Raw genomic sequence first — 22665 nt, forward strand, 5'->3', positions numbered from 1 at the left:
ATCATGTAGGATTTAAGCAGATCGTTTTAATAATTGTTAACAAAATGATTACATCATTTGTTTGCTTTAGCAAGAAGAAATCGTACCAGTTGAAGTTCACTATTTATAAGGTATGCGAGGCAACTATATGTGTTTAATTGAAGGTATCAGGCAATTTTTTCGAATGATTTAACTTTATTATTTGCATCGACAATCAACCTAAATCTGCCGTAGATCCCTTTTTGTTGCATAAAAGGTCGCAAATTAACACAAGGCAGTTTTACTTTTTCACCGCTTTCCGCCGCGATAACAACCGTGTTTATTCCTGGAGTATAGAGGTTGACACAATACTTATACGCCAACCCAATTTGGAAATAGTAAGTTTTCACCCTTAAAAATCCGACCAAGGTTATTCAATAAATTGTTGATACCAATACAAATTAGTCAAGCAAGCTCTTAGTGACTTTTTCATACAAATCCGGACTTAAATCAGGCATATCAGCCAATCTTAATAACTGATGTCTAATTAGCTCCTGACGTTTTTCATCATAGCGTCTAAATTGTAATAGCGGCGTAACTAATCTGGCTGCGACTTGGGGGGTTATCCCGTCTAGCATCATCAGTTGATCGGTTAACCAACGATAACCACTGCCAGAGATATGATGCATACCTTCGGTATTATAAAAACAAAATGTACCGATCAAAGCCCTGACACGATTGGGGTTTTTGATACTAAAGCCAGCATGCTCTTTGAGCAATTCCAGTCTTGACAGAATATCAGAACGTTGGGCATTGGCTTGTAACCCGAACCATTTATCCATGACTAACGGATCATGTTGCCACTGTTGTTCAAAATCATTCATCAGTTCATCAAAAATATCTATTGCGCCATTTTGACAGGCTTTCAACACACCTAGGGTGTCAGTCATATTATCTGATTGGTGATATTGCTGGCGAGCCAAAGCTGCATATTGCTGTTTGTCTGCCAACATTAAATAACGCAGACAAATATTTTTCATCCGTCGTTTGGCTACATCGATCTGATTATATTGATAATCACCGCAAGTATTGGCGAGATAATGCTGATGCCATTGGGCTTGAAGAGTAATGGCAAGGTGTTGCTCTATGGATTGTCTCGCCTGCAATAACCCTTCCACATTAATCTGACGAGTCAGTTGTGCTAATGTTTCAAAGCTTGGAATGTCGAGCATTTCTGCTTGCAACGCACGATCCATCGATTGATCCGCCAAAATCCCCTGCATCACTCGGGTTATTTGCTGCAATGACTCATCTGATAATTGACACACGGCACTATCAGATGTGATATCAATAGCGTTAAGAATATGTCGATTAAATAACTGCTGGCATGCGTCCCAGCGGGAAAACTCATCACTGGCGTGCAGAATAAGTTGTGACAACTGCTGATCAGTTTGCTCAAAGTTAACTCTAACCGGGGCAGAAAACTCTCTTAATAAAGAAATGGCCTCTGGTTTAACCGGGCAATCAATCTGCAATTGCAAGATTGAATCGGTCAAATTAATCACCTGATGAGAATGCCCGTTAAAGACATTAATACCCTGACCATTCTTATCTAACAGTTCAATATCAACAGGAATATGTAATGGTTGTTTATTTTTTTGGTCGGCTGTGGGTTCATTCAGCTGACTCAAGACAATATTTAACTGGCCATTATCTTGGTCATAATCGCTTTTTAGGGTAATTTCGGGCGTTCCCGATTGACTGTACCACCGTTTAAAGGTCGTTAAGTCTCGCTGATTCGCCGACGCCATCGCATCCACAAAATCATCACAGGTAACGGCCTGTCCATCATGGCGTTGAAAATATAAATCCATACCCCGACGGAAACCTTGCTTGCCCAATAACTTGTGCAGCATGCTAATCACTTCTGCACCTTTGTTATAAACAGTAACGGTGTAAAAGTTGTTCATTTCGATGACTGATTGTGGCCGAATCGGATGAGCCATAGGGCTGGCATCTTCTGCAAACTGATGTTCACGAATCACTTTAACATTGTTAATTCGATTGATCGCTGCGCTAGCCATATCGGAACTGAATTGTTGGTCACGGAATACCGTTAATCCTTCTTTAAGACTCAGCTGAAACCAGTCGCGGCAAGTGACCCGATTCCCCGTCCAGTTATGGAAGTACTCATGGGCAATAACTGATTCAATATTAAAATAGTCTTCATCAGTAGCAGAGGCGCTATCGGCCAATACAAACTTGCTGTTAAAGATATTAAGGCCTTTATTTTCCATCGCCCCCATATTGAAAAAATCGACGGCCACGATCATATAAATATCCAGATCGTATTCCAAACCATAGGTTTGTTCATCCCACAACATGGCTTTTTTAAGGGATTCCAAGGCATGAAAACCTTTACTCGCATTCCCCTTGTCCACAAAAAGCTGTAATGCCACGGTTTTACCGGAACAGGTAACAAACTGATCTTCCAGTAAATCAAAGTCACCCGCCACTAATGCAAATAAATAACAGGGTTTATTAAAAGGATCATACCATTTGACCCAATGTCTTCCGTTACTCAACTCGCCTTCATCAACTTTATTGCCATTAGATAACAAATAAGGGTATTGCGCTTTATCCGCCTCAATGGTGACATGATATTTTGCCAATACATCGGGTCGGTCAAGAAAGTAAGTAATCTTACGAAATCCCTCTGCTTCACATTGAGTACAAAAGGTCCCTTGTGACTTATACAACCCTTCCAGCGAACTGTTATTAATTGGATCTATTTCCGTTTCAATAGTTAATTGAAATCGCTCTGGTGGATTCAAGATCCGTAATTGTTGAGACTCTTGACGATAAGCAGTGCTATTTTGTCCATCAATTTGAAGGCTAATTAAGGTTAAATTCACCCCATCCAGAATGAGCTCACAGGCCTGTGGATTAACCTTATATACCGTGGTTGTCGATATGACACGAGTACGGTCATCGTGCAATTTAAATTGCAGATCAACGTCACTGATCTGAAAGTCTGCGGGCCGGTAATCTGCTAAATTTTTACTAGCGGGTAAACTGTTGGTCATCAATACCTCAAATTTTTCAGGATGCCTGAGTTCCGGGTTGGACGGTGGGCTTTATACGTAATATTTTAATGCCCAAATACGCGTAGATAATCGCCAACACCGGGCTAATCAGGTTAAAGAAGGCGTAGAAAATATATTGAAAAGGATCCACATGTAACACGCTGTGCATGTATGCACCACAGGTATTCCAAGGGATTAATGGCGAAGTTAACGTCCCACCATCTTCCAGACTTCTGGATAAATTAAGTTGATGCAGGCCCCTTTTACTAAATTCGTTTTTATACATTCTTCCGGGCATCACAATAGACATATATTGATCGGCAGTAATCAAGTTTGTGCCAATACAAGTCAAAATCGTTCTACTTACCATATCACCTGCTGATTTGGCGCCTTTAAGAAACACACTAACCGCCCGTTTTAGTAACCCCACTTTTTCCAATACCGCACCAAAACTTAATGCGCACATGATAAGCCAAATCGTGTTTAGCATACTCGACATACCACCACCACTAAGCAAACCGTTCATTTCAGGATTGCCGGTATCCAGTGACACCCCGTCAAATAATGCAGTCCATGTAACCGTCACCGGGGCCAACCAACCTTGATGATCACTACTTGCCAATTGATCAATCACTTCTGGCTGAAAAATTACCGCCCAAACCGCACCTAATAAGGCGCCGATGGTAACCGCTGGAAAAGCGGGCATTTTACGAATAGCCAACACTAGCAATACAACCAGCGGAATAACCATTTGCCAGCCAATATTAAATTGCTCGGCCAGCATTTGCTGAATTTCAACGATCTTATCCGTGGAAGCTTGCTGGGTTTCAGTTAGACCAAAAATGACGAAGAGTAAAATGGCCAACACAAAACTGGGTATTGTTGTCCATAGCATGTAACGAATATGTTCAAATAACTCGGTGCCGGCTACTGCAGGTGCTAAATTGGTGGTCTCCGATAAGGGCGATATTTTATCGCCAAAGTAAGCGCCTGACACAATCGCTCCGGCACTAACCGCTTCAGATAAGCCCATACCATTAGACACGCCCATTAACGCAACACCAACCGTCGCGGCAGTAGTCCAGGAACTTCCAATGCTCATTGCCACGATCGCACAAATAATACAGGTGGCAGCGTAGAAAATACTGGGATTAAGTAACTCTAAACCATAATAAATTAACGTCGGTACGGTACCGGCCAATAACCATGTGCCAATCAGGGAACCAACCGCCAATAAGATTAATACCGCACCTAATGACAATGAAATACCATTCACCATGGCCTGTTCAATATCTTGCCATTTATAACCATTTTTAAGACCAATAATCGCGGTGATACCGGTTGATAACAACAATGCAATCTGGTTTGGGCCATAGGATGAATTATCGGCAAACAGAATTACCGAAGCTGCAAGTAACGCCACCAAAATAACAATCGGGGTAAGAGCATCTAGCAATGAGGGTTCGCGCTGTTGTTCAGGCATATTATTATTCTCTCCGGAAAATCGTAAACCGATTTATCTCGATAATTAAAAAATGAAAATTCAACTCTATTTAAAGTGAATGGTAAAACATAAACAGGATGATGACCGGGCATACAAAGCGCACATACCATGGCCAAATTTTCCAGAATAATGATGATTCAACCTGTTCATCACCTTGTTGTAATTCTTGAAGGATTTTATCTCTCTTCCATACCCAACCCAGGAAAATACATAACATGAGTCCCAATAAGGGTTGGCTATATTGGGTTGTTAACGCAATCACCCACCCAAATAGCTGGCCAAAGTTTAAGGCAATAACGATGCTAATAATAAAAATTGCACAGGCAATTATCCAAACTGAACGTTTACGCCCTACCCCTTTACTTTCAACAATATAGGCGACCGGTACTTCTAACATCGAAATAGATGAGGTAACCGCAGCGATAATCATCAATGCAAAAAATGCAAATGAAATAGCCGCACCTGCACTCCCCATAGTATCAAACAAGGCGGGTAATACCGCAAAGATCAAACTCGGACCGGCGATCAACTCACCTGAATCAGAAAAAATTTCAACCCCATTGTGTGCGGCCACATACATAGCTGGAATAATCAGTAAACCGGCCAATATGGCGACCCCAATATCCACCAACGCAACCGATGCCCCGAGCATGGATAGCTTTTCTTTTTTACTGATGTAAGAACCGTAAACCAGCATGGTTCCCACCCCTAGTGACATCGAGAAAAAAGCTTGCCCCATGGCGCTAAGCAATAAATCAGGCTTAAACACCTTGGAAAAATCAGGTAGTAGATAATTCTTAAGCCCCTCCATTGCGCCATCTAACGTCAACACATAGACAATCAATAAAGAAATAATAATCAGTAATGCGGGCATTAATCTTACCGACCAGCGTTCGATCCCGTCTTTAACGCCACCAGAAACAATAAAGGCGGTTAAGATCATAAATAAACCACAAAACAGGATATTACGATAAATTGCAGAATCGGCCGCCATATCAGCGGTAAACCAGGCTGATAATCCATCCAAACCGGTTAACTGGCCAAGAGAAGCAACACAAAATGATGTCATCACTCCCGCCACCAGTGCATAAAAAGCTAAAATAAGTGAAACGGTGATGAATCCCCAAATACCGGTTGCACGGCCAATCGCACTTCCGGTAATTTGACCTAATGCATCCACCATATTGGATCTGGTTGCTCGGCCAATGACTAACTCCGCCATAAGCACCGGATAGGCTAAAGCAAAGGCTAAAATGATATAAACAAAAACAAAGGCGGCTCCTCCATTACTAGCAACTTGAGTAGGGAATCCCCACACATTACCTAGTCCAACAGCAGAACCCGCTGCTGCAAAGATGAAACCCAGTCTTGAAGAAAACTCTCCACGTGCACTCATAGTCTTACCTGCTTCATTTATTATTATTGTGATCAGTAACGTGATTAGAACGATACTGAATATTTCCTGTTACAGAGATAAAAAAACAGGGCTATTTACGTTAGCCCTGTTGATTAAACTACTTTATTACCACTTAATGTGATGTATTGATGGCATACTTACCGGTAGAAATAACATCAAAAGTTATTTTTGTTGCTTCGTTCATAAAGGGATCAATATCATCTAATACCCCATCCGGAATATCATCCAAACTGGTCACCTTTTCTTTACCTAACCGCACCAGACGCTCATTAGTCCGTGCAAGATTACGTGCATCCTGCTCTTCACGTTCAGCCTTGCGGACCGACTCAACTAACGAAATGCTTTTATCGTCCTGTTCTTTTTTATAACGAGCAATATCTTCAAATAAATAGGCAAATTCGGGATCATGTTTAATTCTTTCATTATGCAACGTATTCACCTGTTGCAACGCTGAACCTGTTTCACCAACGGTTACATAGTTAGCACGAGGAATACTGTCCCATGGCAAGGAGTTATCGTTTTGGCTTTCTCCCCAATCTTCAGGATCAATGGGTGATGGGAAAGACACATCCGGGATCACACCTTGGTGTTGAGTACTTCCGCCGTTAATACGATAAAACTTGGCAATGGTAAATTGCACACTTCCAATAGGATTATCATAAAGGTCATAAATACGGCCTAATCCGCGATGCTGCTGCACGGTACCTTTTCCATAAGTATGTTCACCAATAATAATGGCGCGCCCATAATCCTGCATGGCAGCGGCGAAAATTTCCGAAGCGGATGCACTATAACGGTCTACCAGAACCGTCATCGGCCCGTCGTAATAAGTAATACCATCGGTGTCACTATTGACATTAATCCGTCCGGCACCATCACGAATTTGTACTACCGGTCCGCGGTCAAAAAACAAGCCGGACAGTAACGTGGCTTCAGTAAGCGAACCACCACCATTGCCTCTTAAATCAACGATGATAGCTTCAATATTCTGTTCTTTAAGTTTAGCAATCTCTTTGATCACATCAGTATGCAAGTTATTGTAAAATGAAGGAATTTCAATAACGCCGATGCTCTCTCCCTTATGAGGACCAGAGTCTGGCGTAATAACTTTAGATTTGGCTGCGCGATCTTCCAGTTTAATTTTATCGCGAGTTAAGCTAACCACTGACGGTGTATTGGAATCTGATACACCTTTAAGTATCTGTAAGCGAACAACCGTCCCTTTAGGTCCTTTAATTAATTCAACCACTTCATCCAGACGCCAGCCGATAACGTCGACAAATTCTTCATCATCTTGCGCCACCCCAATAATTTTATCCTCGGGCTTAATTTGCTTGGATAACTCAGCCGGCCCACCGGGAACAATACTGCGAATAACAGTGTAATCATCTTCACTGGTTAACACCGCTCCAATCCCTTCGAAGGACAAATTCATTTCCATTTGAAAACGTTCGGCATTACGAGGCGATAAGTAGCTGGTATGGGCTTCAATACTGCGAGCAAAGGAATTCATCACAGTTTGAAATACATCTTCGCTTTCGGTCTGAGTTAAACGCTTAATCGCTCGCTCATATCGTTTGGTTAATAACTCGACAATCTCTGGCCAGTCTTTACCATTCAGCTTGAGGTTCAATGCGTCATATTTAACTCGCTGACGCCATAACTCATTGAGTTCGGCCTCATTTTTAGGCCAAGCCGCATCTTCACGATCAAAACTGAAGCTATCCCCGGCTTTCTCAAAATTAAAAGGTTTATCCAGCAGCGACAAGGCATACTCAAAACGCTCAACTCGACGCTTCATATTTAAATTAAAAATATCGTATGCCGCATCTAAATGGCCACGCTCCAATGCTTCATCAAAAGAATCTCGATATTTCTGCAAATCATCAATATCAGAAGCGAGAAACACATTTCTATTTGCGTCTAGGGAACGGATATAACGATCGAATATTTTTTCAGACAACTGATCGTTCAGGGAAACTTCTTTATAATGCGCTCGGGTAAATAAGGCGGAAACTCGTTTCGCGGCGGTGGCGTGTTGCGATTCCTGTTTAAGTACGGGTAAATTTTCAACAATGTCAGCCTGATTAACTGCCACTGCGGCCATACTCATGCCAACGATAGCAGCTGCCACTGATACACGAAGAAGATTATTCATATTACTACCTCTGAGACATTAGCCATCAAGCAAGCCCACTTACCCGAGCTATTTGATGTCTATTTCTTTACTTCACTTGCCAAGCGTAAATTATCAGCCTGCACTTTTACCGTCATGCCGGTGGCTAACTGAACGTGAACGCCATCTTTAGCCACTTCGGTAATCGTCGCCGGCATCGGCGCCTTACCTATTTTAACGGTGACTTGGGTACCGGCAACTAACTCATTATCGGTTAATTTGACCGGAACGACTTTCCTTTTAGGTTCACCGACTGGTGCTTTAGTTCCTTTAGCAACCGATTTTGTTGGTTTGGTTGCTTTATTTTTAAAGGATTTCTTGTCAGGGGAAGCCTTTTTCTGCTGTTCTTTGCGACGCTCAGCCACTTTTTGCTTGCTCTCATTTAATTGTAGCAAAGCATGATCAGCATGTTCTTTATCAATAACTGCATCCGGTTGCCCTTGCAGATCGACCCTGTTTGCCCCCTCTTTGATTGAGTGCAAATAACGCCAACTATTGGTGTAATGGCGTAAGGTTGATCTGAGCAGGGTTTTGCTGACCCTTGGCTCGTCAGTTAATTGTTCACATAAATCCTGAAATATTCCGATTTTAAGAGGTTTTGCTTCACCCTCAATCGAAAAACAGGCAGGAAATGTTTCAGCTAAAAAAGCAATGACTTCTTTGCTGGAGGAAAACTTCTCGGGATTATCCATTCAACTTCACTAATTATCGTCATCTAGACTGTTGGAATCACCATCATCCCAAGTTGCCAGTAATTGGTCAACCCAGTCATACAGATCCTCGGCATCAATATCGATTAAATGCTGATCTTTCGACCAATATTCCCACACATGTTGAATTATTTGCTCTAATTTCTCGGTTTCAATATCTTCATCAGCGGCATTATATAAATAATGCAGCATATCGTTAAAACGCTCAGCCACGTCTTCGGCATCATCTTCCCACTGCTGCATATCTTCAGCCGTAGCTAACACAACGTGAATATCGATCATTTCCTTCATCACAGAGTACCCTGCAAAATAGTTACTACTTTTTGCAAACCATCAGCATCCTGTTGATCAAAACGATTAAAAATGGGGCTATCAATATCCAATACACCGATCAATTGCTGTTGATGATAAACAGGTAAAACGATTTCGGAATTCGATGCTGCATCGCAAGCAATATGACCACTGAACTCATGAACATTGTCCACAAGCTGTATTTCCCCTGATTGTGCCGCCGTACCACATACGCCTTTTCCGATTGGAATACGGATACAGGCCGGTTTTCCTTGAAAGGGCCCTAATACTAATTCATTGCCTTTTAATAAGTAAAAACCACACCAGTTAATATCATCCAAATTCATCCATAAGATAGCGCTAAGATTAGCTAAATTGGCAATTAAATCAGTTTCATCTGCCAGCAAACCTTGAGTTTGCAGGCAGATATCTCGGTATAAAGACTCTTTATTCAGATTCATAAACTCTTCTGTATGATTAATAATTGATTCCGGCTAATCTGAACCAATGCGAAAGACCACTTCAACATCGGCATTAACCTCAATTTGTCCGGGTTGGTACCCTGAACTTTCAGCCATTGCACTCATTTTAAACATTGGCTGTGGAGCGCTATAACCGGAATTTTCGTTGATGGAGATTACCCCACCTAATTTAACGTTAGCTGACTGACTTAATATTTGAGCACGTTGCTTAGCATCTTTAACCGCTAATGCCAGCGCCCGGTCATACATGTCACGCTGATTAGACGCAATATACTGGAAACCCTCTATCCGATTAGCACCAATTTTCAGAATACCGTCAATGATTTTATCGTACTGCTCCAGTTGACGTAAATTAATCCTAATCTGGCGCGATAAAATGAATCCACTTTGTTTCATTCCATCGTCATTTCTTTCAAACCAGGGATTCAATTGCACACGCAATGATTGTATATCATTGTTATCCACATGATATTTATTTAGCAAATTAACGATAAGCTGACTGTTTTTTTCTAAATTCTCATTGAGTTTGCTGGTGACAGGACCTTTTTCTTCTAATAATACCGTAAATTGTAACTGATCCGGTTTAACTGCCACGGCTCCTTTACCTGACACCCTAATTTGATTTTCCTGAGCGACAAGGGACGTTGAACACAGACCGACTAATAACAACAAATAACTTAATTTCATGGTTTTCTCCTTTAAATTCAGGCCACAAAATAAGTCGTAATGAATGAACAACAACTGAATATAAGATTAATCCAACCAATAAAAGCCGCGATTATTCAATATCTTTTTGTTCAAAGAACACGGCTTTATTGGCAATAAAACTGACTTTAATATGTTTAGCTTTCTTATCACCCCAAATACAACCGTTAGTGCCAAATTTCTCTTCGCAGGTATCCGGGTTACCCAAGATCTGTATGACTGCTTTATAATCCATCCCGACTTCAAGTTTATCGTAGTTTTGTACAGTTAATTTTGAGCAACCAGCAAGCATCAACAATAAACCTAGCAAAAGTACTTTTCTAAACATTTTAAATCCCCTGATAAACACACTCTATATATATCACAAAATGAATTTGCAAAGCACTCAGATAGAGTTAATAAACATTAGATTGGTTCCCGTTTAAAAGGATAAACTTGATTAAACAACCGTCTTAATTCAATTTCTGTCAGCTGACCATTCCACTCCAAGTGCACCTGAAAATATTCAGGTTGCCAATAGGCCTGTTCGATCGCCCGGTTAAATTGACTAATCAATGATTTTCCCATCGCCGTTTTACTGCACATGATATACCCCACTCCCACAGGGGAAGCTTCTTTAACCGGATAGCTGGATAATTCAATATTTTGGGAAATAGCGTTATCGTAACGATTTACTACGGAGGGATACTCAATAATCGCCTGTAAGCGATTCATCAACAGCATTTTAAGCAATCCAACAAACATATCGGAGGAGGTTCTGGACCAGATTTTGTGTTGAATAGTTTTATCGGCCAGTAGGTCATCTAATTTTTTTCCATACGCTCTGCCCCCAACGACGCCTAACACTTTTAAACTCTCGCCAGATAAAGTTTGTCTCAGACTTATTGTTTGTTCGGTGGCGAAAATTGTTGCCAATTGCTGATCCAGTACCGATCCCTTAACCACATATAACCTTAAACCCGCTGATAAGGTTTGAGGTAAGTCGGTAAAATAATAGCGTTCCATACGAGCAGCGGTCTTGAGCTTATTGCCGGCACAAGCATTAGGTTCTTCATCAAGCAGATAATATGCACGGCTGTTATTAACCACGACATCGGTAAACGAGACGTTTGGCATATAATGTTTAATCAGCGCAATGGTGCTATCTGCAATATTAATAGACTCATTACTGTTAACCTTATCCCCTGACAAGGGTTTGAGCCATAACACCTGTTGAGAAAAGGCATTTGAGCAGGTCAACATCAGACTAGCGATCATAACAGACCTGATCATTCGCTTCCGCTTCATTGTTTTTCCTCATAAGCCTGATAGTTGACGGTATATTGTTCTTGTTACAACTGTAACGCACTGGTCAACATTTGGAGAAATAAAAAACACCATGGCAAGTTAAAAGCCGTTCAAAATCACGCAGATTCAACAAGCATTAGCCCATTATTCTGGTATATTTACCCCTCATATTGAACGAGATACTAATGAACCATAAAGCTTATATTCCTCAGGAATTTATATCCTCTATTGCCGAAATTTTACCTGCTTCCCTTGATATTGACGATTTCGTACGACATTGCCACATTCCTCTGCGTAAAAGCATTAGAGTTAATACTTTAAAAATATCGGTTGAGGAATTCGTCCAGCGAATGACCGCCGAAGACTGGCAATTAACTCCAATCCCGTGGTGTCAGGAAGGCTTCTGGCTACAGCGTACAGAACAACAAGAGACACAGTTGCCATTGGGCAATACAGCCGAGCATTTGATGGGATTATTTTACATACAGGAAGCCAGTTCGATGCTGCCTCCTGTCGCATTATTCGACACACTTTCCTACCCTGAATGGGTGCTGGATATGGCGGCAGCGCCAGGCTCAAAAAGCACTCAAATAGCGGCACTAATGAATAATCAAGGCTTGCTGGTGGCAAACGAATTTTCTGCCAGCCGGACAAAAGTATTATCGGCTAATATACAACGCTGTGGCATCACCAATACCGCAATGACCCATTTTGACGGCCGTATTTTTGGAGGCTGGAGTCCTGAGGTATTTGATGCCATTTTACTCGATGCGCCCTGTAGTGGCGAAGGGACGATTCGCAAAGATCCGGATGCCATGAAAAATTGGTCCCTCGAATCAATACAATCTATCGCCCACACTCAACGGGAATTGATTGAAAGTGCCTTTATTGCTTTAAAGCCCGGCGGCACACTTGTTTATTCAACTTGCACCATGAATCGGCAAGAAAACCAGCAAATTTGCCAACATTTACAACAGCGATTTGCTGATGCGGTAGAGTTTATTTCTTTACATGATCTTTTCGAAGGGGCAAGTCTATCAACGACTGAAGAAGGTTTTTTGCATATTTGGCCGCAAGTGTTTGATAGCGAAGGTTTCTTCGTTGCCAAGATACGAAAAAAAGCCGTTATTCCCTATCAATTTGCTGGCAAACCACTGGCTAATTTTCCCTTTTCTGTAGTCAATAATAAACAGAAAAATGAACTAAATTCATATCTTAAAAATCAATTTGACTGGCAACTACCGGATCATCTGGAGCTTTACCAAAGAGATAATCAATTCTGGTTATTCCCACGGCCAATAATCGACTTAATTGGCCAATTACGTTTTCAACGGATGGGGTTAAAACTGGCTGAACTTCACAAACACGGTTTTAAACTCACCCATGAAGCCGCTTTGGCCTTTGGCGATCAATTTAATCGTAATACTTACCAGTTAGCGGCGGAACAGTTGGAGGATTATTATCACGGTCGGGATATAAAATGGCCATTAACCACTAATGGTAGTGAAGCGTTGGTCACTTATCGTGGCTCGCCGGTTGGTTTGGTTAAAGCATTAAAAGGAAAATTGAAAAACAGTCTTCCAAGGGAATTAGTGAAAGATGGTCAGTTAATAAGCTGGGCATAACTAAGTGGATAAGTTATGAATTAGTTGTGTTTAAACGGAGGATAAAAGCCTTTTCCTGAAGCTAATTCATTGTATTTAATCAACTAAATAGTCTGTTGATAATATTATTTTAAATTTGTTTATTTTTTAAACATGCTTGTCTACAATTAACTTCCTAATTTTATATTACTTCTCCCATTGAAGAGTTTAAGTTAGCGCACGGCTCATCCAATGAGCCATTCCCCTGGACCCAGGACTTAAACCAGTCTCTGGGTCTTTTTTATTCCAAAAGGGTTAAGTCTTGTAGATAACGTTGAGCATTTTTCACATAGTGTGTGGCTGACGCTTCCAGATGCAGCGCCTGTTGTGGTGAAACTTGTTTAATTATTTTACCCGGTGAACCAACGACTAACGAATAATCGGGAATATCCATGCCTTCAGGAATAAGGGTATTAGCTCCAATGACGCAATATCGGCCTATTTTGGCGTTGTTCAACACCACAGCATTAATACCAATTAAGCTATAGTCTCCGATAGTACAGCCGTGCAACATCACCTTGTGTCCGACGGTAACGCCCGTGCCAAGGGTTAACGGAATTCCTTCATCCGTATGTAATACCGACCCATCCTGAATATTGCTGCACTCACCAATGGTAATTAGCGCATTATCTCCACGGATCACCGTATTAAACCAGACACTCGCCTGTGAATGTACCTCCACCGATCCAATAATATGACTCCCCGGTGCAACAAATACATCTGCGGCAACCTGAGGAATTCGCTTATTCAACTGATAACGCATCGCTTATTCCCTCAATTACTATCGCTGGCTGTGACTTTACGCATCAATCCTTCTTGCATGGCTGAAGCAATTAGGTTGCCTTGCATATCAAAAAATTGTCCCTTAACCAATCCTCTAGCATTGCCAGCAAAGGGACTATCCATGCAATACAAAATCCATTGATTAAAATCAAATTCCCGATGAAACCACATAGCATGATCAATGGTTGCCATCCGAATGTCTTTATCCATGATAGATAACCCATGGGGCTGCAATGCAGTAACCAGAAAATAGTAGTCCGACGCATAAGCTAACATTCGCTGATGCTCGGCAATATCATCGGATAGTAATTCGGTGGCACGCATCCAGACATAACGAATAGGATCACGGGTTTGCGGTGCTTGAGGATTTATCGCTTGCACTGAACGCATATCAATAGGTTCATGATAACTAAGCTTTTCCTGCATGCTGGCTGGCATGTTGGCAAACAGTTTTTTATAGCTTTCTATTTCTGACTCTAACGTTTCAGGAGCGGGTACGTCTGGCATCTGTGTAAACTGATGCTCCAGGCCTGTTTCAGGAAATTGAAATGACGCAGTCATGAAAAAAATGGTGCGACCATTTTGAATGGCTTTAACCCGACGAGTACAAAAGCTTCGCCCATCCCGAATACTTTCCACATCATAAATTACATCTTTGGTGGCATCACCTGGCAGCAGAAAATAACTGTGAAGCGAGTGTGCCACCTGTCCATCTGCTACGGTTTTTTGTGCTGCGGCTAATGCTTGTCCCAACACTTGTCCACCAAATAACGCTCTAAACCCCAAATCCCAACTGTGGCCACGATATAAGCCTACTTCCAGTTTTTCTAAACTCAGCAGGGCATTCAATTTCACATCACTCATTTTACTTTCCCCTGTTAAGCGTGCGGATTACGCGGATAAAATTTATCGGCTAGATGATCAATATGTTCAAAATAGCGAGTATCTTTATAAGGTAACTTCATAAACCCTGACAAGCCCAATCCGTTAATTTGTGGAATTAAATCAATAAGTTTGTCTAATAAATCAGCAAACTGTGTTTTTTTGTCATGAGCCAGCAATACAAAGTAACTATGGATTTTAAGATGAGTGGGTAGTGCTTCAAAAATAATACAGCCGGTATGATGAATTGAGTTTAACTCGGTAATAATACTCATCATTGAGGCAGGTAACTTAAGTAATTCATCAGGATCATCACCATCTTCAAAATAAGAATGCATCCGGCTACGATCTTCAGATAAACCACTTTCCGGTAATGGTAACTGGCTCATTTCAAATGGAATACGGGTATGACCTTTAGGAACAAAAGGCTGTGTTTCATTATCACGTTCGATATGCAACGTGTCTCGAGCATTAAACATACAGCTTTTGAATACGCCTTGACGATGAATAGCGCGGGCTAAAATAACCACATTGTTGACCGACATCTCAAACGACGCTCGCAAAGACGGATCATGTAAATTAAGACTGGAGTCAATGTACACGCCTTCCGCTTGCCAGCGCACAGCCAAGCCACCGACCACCGGGAATTTACCCAAGCGCCCTACGGCGGCGATAAAGGCCTTCTCGGTTTCTCCCATGCCTTGCATATAGTTTTTATAATAACGGTCAAACTGAGCATCATTCAGATAATTCATTTCATGATGATAATTTTCTACCCGCAAGAAGGATTTCCGAGAGCTGTACACCACCGTTTCGATTTCTCGTCTATTGTGGGATAACCAACAGGGGATCATTGGCTGATAGTGAATTTGGTCATTATCAGCAAAGGCTAACTGTTTTATATAACGCATATTAGCCAAAAAATAGTCGCCGCCTTTACGCCTGATATCAGGATCATCATCCATCATCGCGGTTAGCGTATTAGCCAGTTCTTTAGGTAAATTAAGTGAATTGGGGGGAATAACTTTACGTCCAAAGCGACTTGATTGTCCGGATGCCAGCGCGTAAAGCGTGCTCGCCAACCCTTGCTCATCAAAACGAACGGTAGATAACTGACCGGATAATTGCTCCTCACCAATGAAATACACATCGCCTAAACGAGCATTGGTGGTTTGTAAGTCGCCCGACATCAGATCCATGACATTGTTTCCAACAAACTGGCCATTACTATCTAGCTGGGCAAAGACCGACGACCCCCAATCAATCAACGATACGGATTCATTGTCAGGATTAAACATTATATTGGAGGGTTTAATATCACCATGCACAATAGGTTTGTAATGACCCTGCTGTTCAAACTGCCTCAATGCTATCAGTACATCAGCCATTTGCGCGGCAATTTTCACAACCAGTCTCGCTGATAACGGGCCTTGTTGTAACGAATATTGTTCTAAATCAAGTCCGGCGGCCCGCTCCATTACAAGGATAGCCTGTTTCTTGACTCGCTGAAATTCCACCAATTGCGGTACATTTGGATGATCAACCTGACTAAGCATAAAGGCTTCTTCTTCCAGTCGATCTTGGACATGCTGAGGCAAGTTAATCCGTGAAAATTTGAATACCAATAATTGACCGTCTGGTGCCGTCCCACCAAATACAAAACCAAATGCCCCTTTGCCAATCAATTCAATATTGGCATAACCAAGTCTTTCTAGCTGCTGATGACACAGTGCCAGCCAGTCTTTCAATTTTTGTGCATCCTGATGAGACAGCAGGTAAAACGACTGTTCGTCAGGAATATAAAAATGTTTAAGACTGGTGACGTTAGCGCTCATAAGTTATTTATTTTGCTGCAATTAACCACTGACTGCGGAAACCGCCCTGCCCGTGCTCTTCCATTGCCCGAGTTAACAACGGCAAACAGGCTTCAATTTTATTATCCACTTGCCAGGGCAGATTAATAAATGCCATACCGGAACCATACATACCGAGTTCTTGCGGTTGTTCTTTTATCCACATTTCAGCCACATACAAACTGGTTGGATTACTCGCTTCAATCGCATTAAGCATTGGTTTGCTCTTGTCACGTTGACTCGCTAACAACGGATACCACAACGCAATAACGCCCGTTGGCCAGCGCTGTTGTAGCTTGCTTATCACTTGGGTGACTTTTTGATAATCCTCTGCCAATTCATAGGGGGGATCGATCAGAATTAAGCCTCTGGCCGGCTCCGGTGGCGTTAAAGCCACCAGCCCTTCATAACCATCACGATGATGACAAGCGGCTCTTTTATCGCGAAATAAATTCGATTGTAAATGGGTAAATTCGTTATTGTGCCATTCCATCAAGCATAATCGGTCTTGTTCACGCAACAAATGTGCGGCGATAGCGGGTGATCCGGGATACTGATTATGGGCGCGGAATTCGCTGATCACATTTAGATAATTTAATAGATCCGGGTTTTGCTCCCCTTTATCCATTAAGCGATCAATTCCGCCCTGAAACTCTTTATTTTTACTGGCCATCTCCGAATCCAGTTGATATAAGCCTGCGCCACTATGGCTATCCATATAAATAAATGGCTTATTTTTTTCTTTAAGCTTATTGATAATCATCATCTGACAAAGATGCTTGAATACATCAGCATGATTGCCTGCATGGTAAGCGTGACGGTAGCTAAACACGGTGTTCTCAACGTTGATTCGGGCAGACCAGTTTACTGTAGCCATTAGCAAAAACCCACCTTTTCGGTGGGTTTGTTTAGGGTGTGAAGATTATTTAAGCAAGGTAAACATGCTAAGTGGATTCTCAAGATAGGATTTCCACAGATTACTGAATCTAACCATCGTGGCACCATCGATAATCCGATGATCACCTGACCAGCTAATATGCATAATATTCGCTGCAATCACTTGCTCGTTCTGATCGAAACGCGGCAACTTCTGGATCTTGCCTAATGCCACAATCGCAGCTTCCGGTTTATTAATTACCGGAGTTGCTACCGTGCCGCCAATCACTCCTACGTTAGAAATGCTAATGGTACCACCTTTAAGATCACTACTGCCCAGTCTTCCAGCACGGGCTTGGTCAATCAGCCGGTTTACTTCACGAGCGACTTCCAGCAATGACAAGTTTTGCACCGATTTAATGTTCGGTACCAACAAACCAATTTTTGAATCGACGGCCATACCAATATTGTGATCATCAAAATAGGTTAATTCGCTACAATCATCATTGACCTGTGCATTGATAATCGGGAATTCACTTAATGCCAATGACAATGCTTTGATAATAAATGGCATAAAGCTCAGTTTGATGTCCTGTTGTTCAAACTGCGCTTTTAACTGGTTGCGGGCAGCAATCAAATTGCCCATATCAATCTCGTCACTGACGGTAAAATGGGGAATGGTAGATACCGAATTCATCATTTGTCTGGCCATTGCAGCTTTCACACCACGAATGGCTTCAGTACGAGTGCCACCGCTAACCGGTGTGGCTTTACCAGAAGACTGTTTAGTCACCGTTTTATCATTACTCACAAAAGCGGCAATATCTTCCTTCATCACCCGGCCCTTTTTACCGCTACCTGGCACTTGATGAATATTTATATCCTGCTCTCTGGCTAAACGTCTTACCGCCGGACTCGCCAATGCTTTACCTGTTGTTGTGTGAGGCAAAGTGGTTGATTCTGGCGCTGCTGAATTCTGCGCTTGTGGTTTTACTTTGACTTGGGAAGAGCTTGATTTATCTGTTTGCTCCCCTTGTACTTCAATGGTTTGTGCAAATAACGGAGTATGTACCTTGGCGATATCACCTTTGGCATAGTAAAGATTTGTCACCACGCCATCATGTTTAGCCGGGATCTGCACTAACGCTTTGTCGGTCATTACTTCGGCAACGGGTTGATCTTCACTGACCCATTCCCCTTCACTGACTAACCATTCCACTAGTTCACACTCTACAATGCCTTCACCTATATCAGGCAAAATAAAATCTTCCTGGCGACTGGATTTTGAGGTCGACTCTGTTGTTGTGGTTTCATCCACCGATGACGGTTTTGTTATTTCTGTCTCGCCACTTTGATCATCTGCCGTTTGCATCGCAAATAAAGGTTGATGAACTTTAGCAATATCACCTTTTTTGTAATATAACTTGGCGACTTTACCGGCATACATAGCAGGAATTTGCACCAGAGCTTTATCAGTCATCACTTCGGCAACAGGTTGATCTTCTTCAATCATATCGCCTTCTGCGACTAACCATTCCATTAACTCGCATTCCACAATGCCTTCGCCAATGTCCGGTAATATAAAATCTTTCATCGACGACTCCTAAAAATTAACGCTACGCATAATGCCTTCATACACTTTTAGGTGATCGGGCATATACTCTTTTTCATGAGCAAGCGGATAAGGGGTATCTAAACCACAGATCCGTTCAATCGGCGATTCCAAATGCAAGAAACAACGTTTTTGAATTGTCGCCGCAACCTCACTAGCGAAGCCCCCGGTGAGCGGAGCTTCATGACTGATTAACAATCGGCCGGTTTTACTCACCGACTCGCAAACAGTCTCCGCATCCCAAGGCAAAATACTGCGCAAGTCGATGATTTCACTAGACACCCCTTGTTTATCTGCCATTTCCGCGGCTTTTTCCATGACTTCCATCTGCGCTCCCCACGCCAGCAGAGTAATGTCGGATCCCTGTTTAACGACTTCCGCTTTACCCAAAGGCAATTCATAGTCATCTTCAGGAACATCGCCCACCGATGCGCGATAGATACGTTTAGGCTCTAAAAACAGCACGGGATTATCATCACGAATGGAGGCCAACAACAATCCTTTAGCCTGATATGGGTTACGCGGAACGACTATTTTCAGTCCGGGAACATGGGCAAAAAAAGCTTCAGGGGATTGGGAATGATATAATCCACCAGCAATACCACCGCCGTAAGGAGTACGTATCGTCAGGCTTCCACAACTGAACTGGCCACCAGAACGATAACGGAATTTGGCCGTTTCGTTAACGATTTGGTCAAATGCTGGAAAGATATAATCGCCAAACTGGATCTCGGCTACCGGTATCGAACCTTGTGAGGCTAATCCATTGGCAAAACCAATAATGCCCTGCTCGGTTAAGGGTGTATTAAAACAGCGTTGCTTGCCGAATTTTTCTTGCAGGTTGCTGGTGGCTCTGAATACACCACCAAAATGGCCGACATCCTCACCAAACACCATGACCTTTTCATTGTCGTCCATGGCAGTGATAAGCGCATTATTAATTGCTTGTAATAAATTCATTTTAGCCATGATTCAGTCTCCCTGATGTTTTCGGATAGGCTTCAGGATACTTGGCTATGTGCTGCTTCAATTCGACAAGTTGTTCTTTTAAGTGCCATGGAGGTGTGTCATATACATCCCCAATGATTTCGTCGATCACACAGATGGGAACTTGCTCGACCCGTTTCAATTCTTGTAAGACTTCCTGACGAATGGCATCCAGTTCTTTCGTATTCTGCTCTTCATCCAACCAGCCTTGTACTTTTAGCCAGCCTGCATAGCGTTTAATCGGATCATTCTCTGCCCAGCGTGCTTCTTCTTCTTTGGAGCGATAACTGCTGGGATCATCCGAAGTAGAGTGCGCCGCCAGACGATAAGTCATCGCTTCAATCAACACCGGACATTGATGTTCCAGTGCGATTTCTCTCGCTTGTTGAGTCGCAGCATAAACGGCCAACGCATCATTACCGTCGACACGAATGGTTTTAATCCCATACCCTAGCCCTCTTGACGCGATACCATCTCCGGCAAATTGTTCACTCGCGGGAGTGGAAATCGCATAACCATTATTACGGCAAAAGAAAATCACCGGACAATTTAACACGGCGGCCATATTCAATCCGGCGTGAAAGTCGCCCTCCGACGCTGCACCTTCACCAAAATAACAAATAGTTACTGCGGGTTCTCCAGCCATTTTCTGCCCGTAAGCATATCCCGCAGCCTGAGGAATTTGCGTCCCTAATGGTGATGAAATGGTCATGAAATTAAGCGTTTTATCACCATAATGAATTGGCATCTGCCGGCCTTTATTCGGCTCTTGCTCATTGCTGAACATCTGATTCATAAACTGTTTGGTGGAATACCCACGGAATGCCAATGCGCCTTGCTCACGATACTGGGACATAATCATATCCTGCGGCTCCAATGCCGCAGCGCTGGCAACGGTTGAAGCTTCTTCACCGGTACATGCCAAATAAAAACTAATCCGTCCCTGACGTTGAGCAGCCACCATCCGTTCATCCAATACACGAATAAATTGCATGGTGTGATAAATTTTTAACGCTAGTGACTCAGACAACTCGGGTGTTTGAGCGTCAGGATAAACTTGTCCATCACTTTGCATAATCTGCAACATAGGAATATTCACTATGCCATTTTCTATCACTTCAACTTGATGAACACTGTTCACTTCAGAAGGTTGATTTTTTTTCTGCATAAAAGACCTTTACCTAGATACATTACTTTGTATTTATATAGTGTAGGGTACAAAGCAATGCGATGTTGTAAGGCTAAATAGTATGCTGAAGAGGGTGGGAAGGTTTTGCTATTTACGCCTATTCCATAACAATCTGCGCGGATAAGATGGCATTTCCATCTACAATATTGGGATGCTTATCCTAATTTTTATTACGATATTGAAATTTTAATCATATTTGTAAGTAATTGGTTAACTGTATGTCGTTTGAAAACCAATCCGGTCAATTGACCAATGAATATATTGAGGGAGGTAGCAGACAATGTTTATTTATGTCCGCCAATTTGCCAAATGGAAAATAAAAAGCAGGCTTTGATTTTAGACTAGTACGTCAACCAAAGCCTGACTGGATTTCACATCTTGTGGTATTGCTTAATAGATGGGAAGTTATTTCAACGGGTTAGTTAATTTCTATGTGAAATAACCTAGCGCATGCCTTTACCCGTGGCAGCCCAATAAATACCGCCATAAAGATGTTTAAGCAGCAATGCGTCTTCCCAACCTTCACGCATATGGCCTAAATTGGTATAAAAAGAACGGCCACCATCATAGTTCTGGTACCAACTGATAGGATGAAACTTACCCATACCATCTCCTTTTACCCGTCCCCAATCAGCTTTGGGTTGATAAGTACTTTCATCCACACTCAAAATATAATGCAAATTCTTGCTTAATTCAGGCCCAAATTGATACCACTCATCAGTCCATAAAAAGCTGTCAGGTAACGTGTCAGTGCCAGGAAATTTGCGATCCAATACTTGTACTCTGGCAGTTTGGTTGGTGGGATGGATAACAAACATCCGCCCTACTAGTTTGGTATACCAATCCCAGTCATATTCGGTATCCGATGCGCTGTGTATACCGATAAAGCCTTTACCTGACTTGTAGAACTTTTCAAATGCAGCTTGCTGCTCATCATTGAGAATGTTGCCGGTGGTATTTAAAAAAATCACCGCATCAAATTCGGCTAATTTTTTATCATTAAAATGACTGGCATCTTCCTGCCACTCCAAATCAAAGAAATGCCGTTTGGCCATTTTTTCCAGTGCGGTTACGCCGGCATTAATAGATTGATGGTGCCAACCATCCGTTTTACTGAAGACCATCACCTTGAATTGACTTGCCTGTATACTGAAGGCGAGTAACAAACCACTAATTAACAATAATATTTGACGTTTCATATGTATTTCCTTGTTATTCGATAAC

The 22665-nt window shown here is 42.1% G+C and carries 20 protein-coding genes; 1 reads left to right on the forward strand and 19 read right to left on the reverse strand.

Features of this window, described 5'->3' with window-relative positions; translation table 11 throughout:
• Nucleotides 1-146: 146 nt before the first annotated feature.
• From ACTD55_RS07470 to ACTD55_RS07520, 11 genes are all read right to left on the reverse strand, one after another.
• A complete protein-coding gene (locus ACTD55_RS07470) occupies nt 147-368 on the reverse strand; it encodes a DUF2835 family protein (protein ID WP_438863698.1) in 222 nt (73 codons plus the stop codon).
• A 51-nt stretch (nt 369-419) separates the two neighbouring features.
• On the reverse strand, nt 420-3044 hold the full coding sequence (pepN, locus tag ACTD55_RS07475; RefSeq protein WP_438863699.1) for an aminopeptidase N: 2625 nt from the start codon (nt 3042-3044) through the stop codon (nt 420-422).
• A gap of 16 nt (nt 3045-3060) precedes the next feature.
• Complete coding sequence (gene nhaC / locus ACTD55_RS07480) at nt 3061-4527, reverse strand: Na+/H+ antiporter NhaC (RefSeq protein WP_438863700.1); 1467 nt, start codon at nt 4525-4527, stop codon at nt 3061-3063.
• 70 nt (nt 4528-4597) lie between these two features.
• Nucleotides 4598-5944, reverse strand: coding sequence for a sodium-dependent transporter (locus ACTD55_RS07485; protein ID WP_438863701.1), 1347 nt, complete (start codon nt 5942-5944; stop codon nt 4598-4600).
• Between the two features lie 133 nt (nt 5945-6077).
• The gene (gene prc / locus ACTD55_RS07490) at nt 6078-8123 is read right to left on the reverse strand and encodes a carboxy terminal-processing peptidase (protein WP_438863702.1); all 2046 of its coding nucleotides are present in this window, start codon (nt 8121-8123) and stop codon (nt 6078-6080) included.
• Between the two features lie 59 nt (nt 8124-8182).
• Nucleotides 8183-8833, reverse strand: a complete 651-nt coding sequence (proQ, locus tag ACTD55_RS07495; protein ID WP_438863703.1) for an RNA chaperone ProQ — start codon at nt 8831-8833, stop codon at nt 8183-8185.
• A gap of 9 nt (nt 8834-8842) precedes the next feature.
• Nucleotides 8843-9142 carry a hypothetical protein gene (locus tag ACTD55_RS07500; protein ID WP_438863704.1) on the reverse strand — a complete coding sequence of 100 codons (300 nt, stop codon included), beginning with the start codon at nt 9140-9142 and terminating at the stop codon, nt 8843-8845.
• Entirely contained in the window at nt 9142-9603 is a 462-nt protein-coding gene (locus ACTD55_RS07505; RefSeq protein WP_438863705.1) for a GAF domain-containing protein, read from the reverse strand. The genes ACTD55_RS07500 and ACTD55_RS07505 overlap by 1 nt, the downstream gene beginning before the upstream one ends.
• 33 nt (nt 9604-9636) lie before the next feature.
• Nucleotides 9637-10311, reverse strand: coding sequence for an SIMPL domain-containing protein (locus tag ACTD55_RS07510; RefSeq protein ID WP_438863706.1), 675 nt, complete (start codon nt 10309-10311; stop codon nt 9637-9639).
• Between the two features lie 91 nt (nt 10312-10402).
• On the reverse strand, nt 10403-10657 hold the full coding sequence (locus ACTD55_RS07515) for a DUF3862 domain-containing protein (protein WP_438863707.1): 255 nt from the start codon (nt 10655-10657) through the stop codon (nt 10403-10405).
• Nucleotides 10658-10734: 77 nt separating this feature from the next.
• The gene (locus ACTD55_RS07520) at nt 10735-11601 is read right to left on the reverse strand and encodes a hypothetical protein (protein WP_438863708.1); all 867 of its coding nucleotides are present in this window, start codon (nt 11599-11601) and stop codon (nt 10735-10737) included.
• 200 nt (nt 11602-11801) lie between these two features.
• Here ACTD55_RS07520 and rsmF point away from each other — a divergent pair, with 200 nt between their 5' ends.
• The gene (gene rsmF / locus ACTD55_RS07525; RefSeq protein ID WP_438863709.1) at nt 11802-13241 is read left to right on the forward strand and encodes a 16S rRNA (cytosine(1407)-C(5))-methyltransferase RsmF; all 1440 of its coding nucleotides are present in this window, start codon (nt 11802-11804) and stop codon (nt 13239-13241) included.
• Between the two features lie 259 nt (nt 13242-13500).
• Here the strand turns inward: rsmF and ACTD55_RS07530 are convergent, their stop codons facing one another.
• The 8 genes from ACTD55_RS07530 to ACTD55_RS07565 all read right to left on the reverse strand — a co-directional run bounded on the left by ACTD55_RS07530 (nt 13501) and on the right by ACTD55_RS07565 (nt 22640).
• The gene (locus ACTD55_RS07530) at nt 13501-14022 is read right to left on the reverse strand and encodes a gamma carbonic anhydrase family protein (protein ID WP_438863710.1); all 522 of its coding nucleotides are present in this window, start codon (nt 14020-14022) and stop codon (nt 13501-13503) included.
• Nucleotides 14023-14033: 11 nt separating this feature from the next.
• Nucleotides 14034-14906, reverse strand: a complete 873-nt coding sequence (locus ACTD55_RS07535; RefSeq protein ID WP_438863711.1) for an acyl-CoA thioesterase domain-containing protein — start codon at nt 14904-14906, stop codon at nt 14034-14036.
• 14 nt (nt 14907-14920) lie between these two features.
• Nucleotides 14921-16759: a protein kinase domain-containing protein gene (locus tag ACTD55_RS07540; protein ID WP_438863712.1), complete on the reverse strand. Its 1839-nt coding sequence runs from the start codon at nt 16757-16759 to the stop codon at nt 14921-14923.
• 7 nt (nt 16760-16766) lie between these two features.
• Complete coding sequence (locus ACTD55_RS07545; RefSeq protein WP_438863713.1) at nt 16767-17654, reverse strand: 23S rRNA (adenine(2030)-N(6))-methyltransferase RlmJ; 888 nt, start codon at nt 17652-17654, stop codon at nt 16767-16769.
• A 45-nt stretch (nt 17655-17699) separates the two neighbouring features.
• Entirely contained in the window at nt 17700-19247 is a 1548-nt protein-coding gene (locus ACTD55_RS07550; RefSeq protein ID WP_438863714.1) for a dihydrolipoyllysine-residue acetyltransferase, read from the reverse strand.
• A 9-nt stretch (nt 19248-19256) separates the two neighbouring features.
• Complete coding sequence (locus ACTD55_RS07555; RefSeq protein ID WP_438863715.1) at nt 19257-20234, reverse strand: alpha-ketoacid dehydrogenase subunit beta; 978 nt, start codon at nt 20232-20234, stop codon at nt 19257-19259.
• Nucleotides 20227-21420 carry a thiamine pyrophosphate-dependent dehydrogenase E1 component subunit alpha gene (locus ACTD55_RS07560; protein ID WP_438863716.1) on the reverse strand — a complete coding sequence of 398 codons (1194 nt, stop codon included), beginning with the start codon at nt 21418-21420 and terminating at the stop codon, nt 20227-20229. The genes ACTD55_RS07555 and ACTD55_RS07560 overlap by 8 nt, the downstream gene beginning before the upstream one ends.
• 464 nt (nt 21421-21884) lie before the next feature.
• The gene (locus ACTD55_RS07565) at nt 21885-22640 is read right to left on the reverse strand and encodes a ThuA domain-containing protein (protein ID WP_438863717.1); all 756 of its coding nucleotides are present in this window, start codon (nt 22638-22640) and stop codon (nt 21885-21887) included.
• Nucleotides 22641-22665 lie beyond the last annotated feature (25 nt).

Source organism: Neptunicella sp. (genome assembly GCF_048268085.1).
Taxonomy (GTDB): domain Bacteria; phylum Pseudomonadota; class Gammaproteobacteria; order Enterobacterales; family Alteromonadaceae; genus Neptunicella.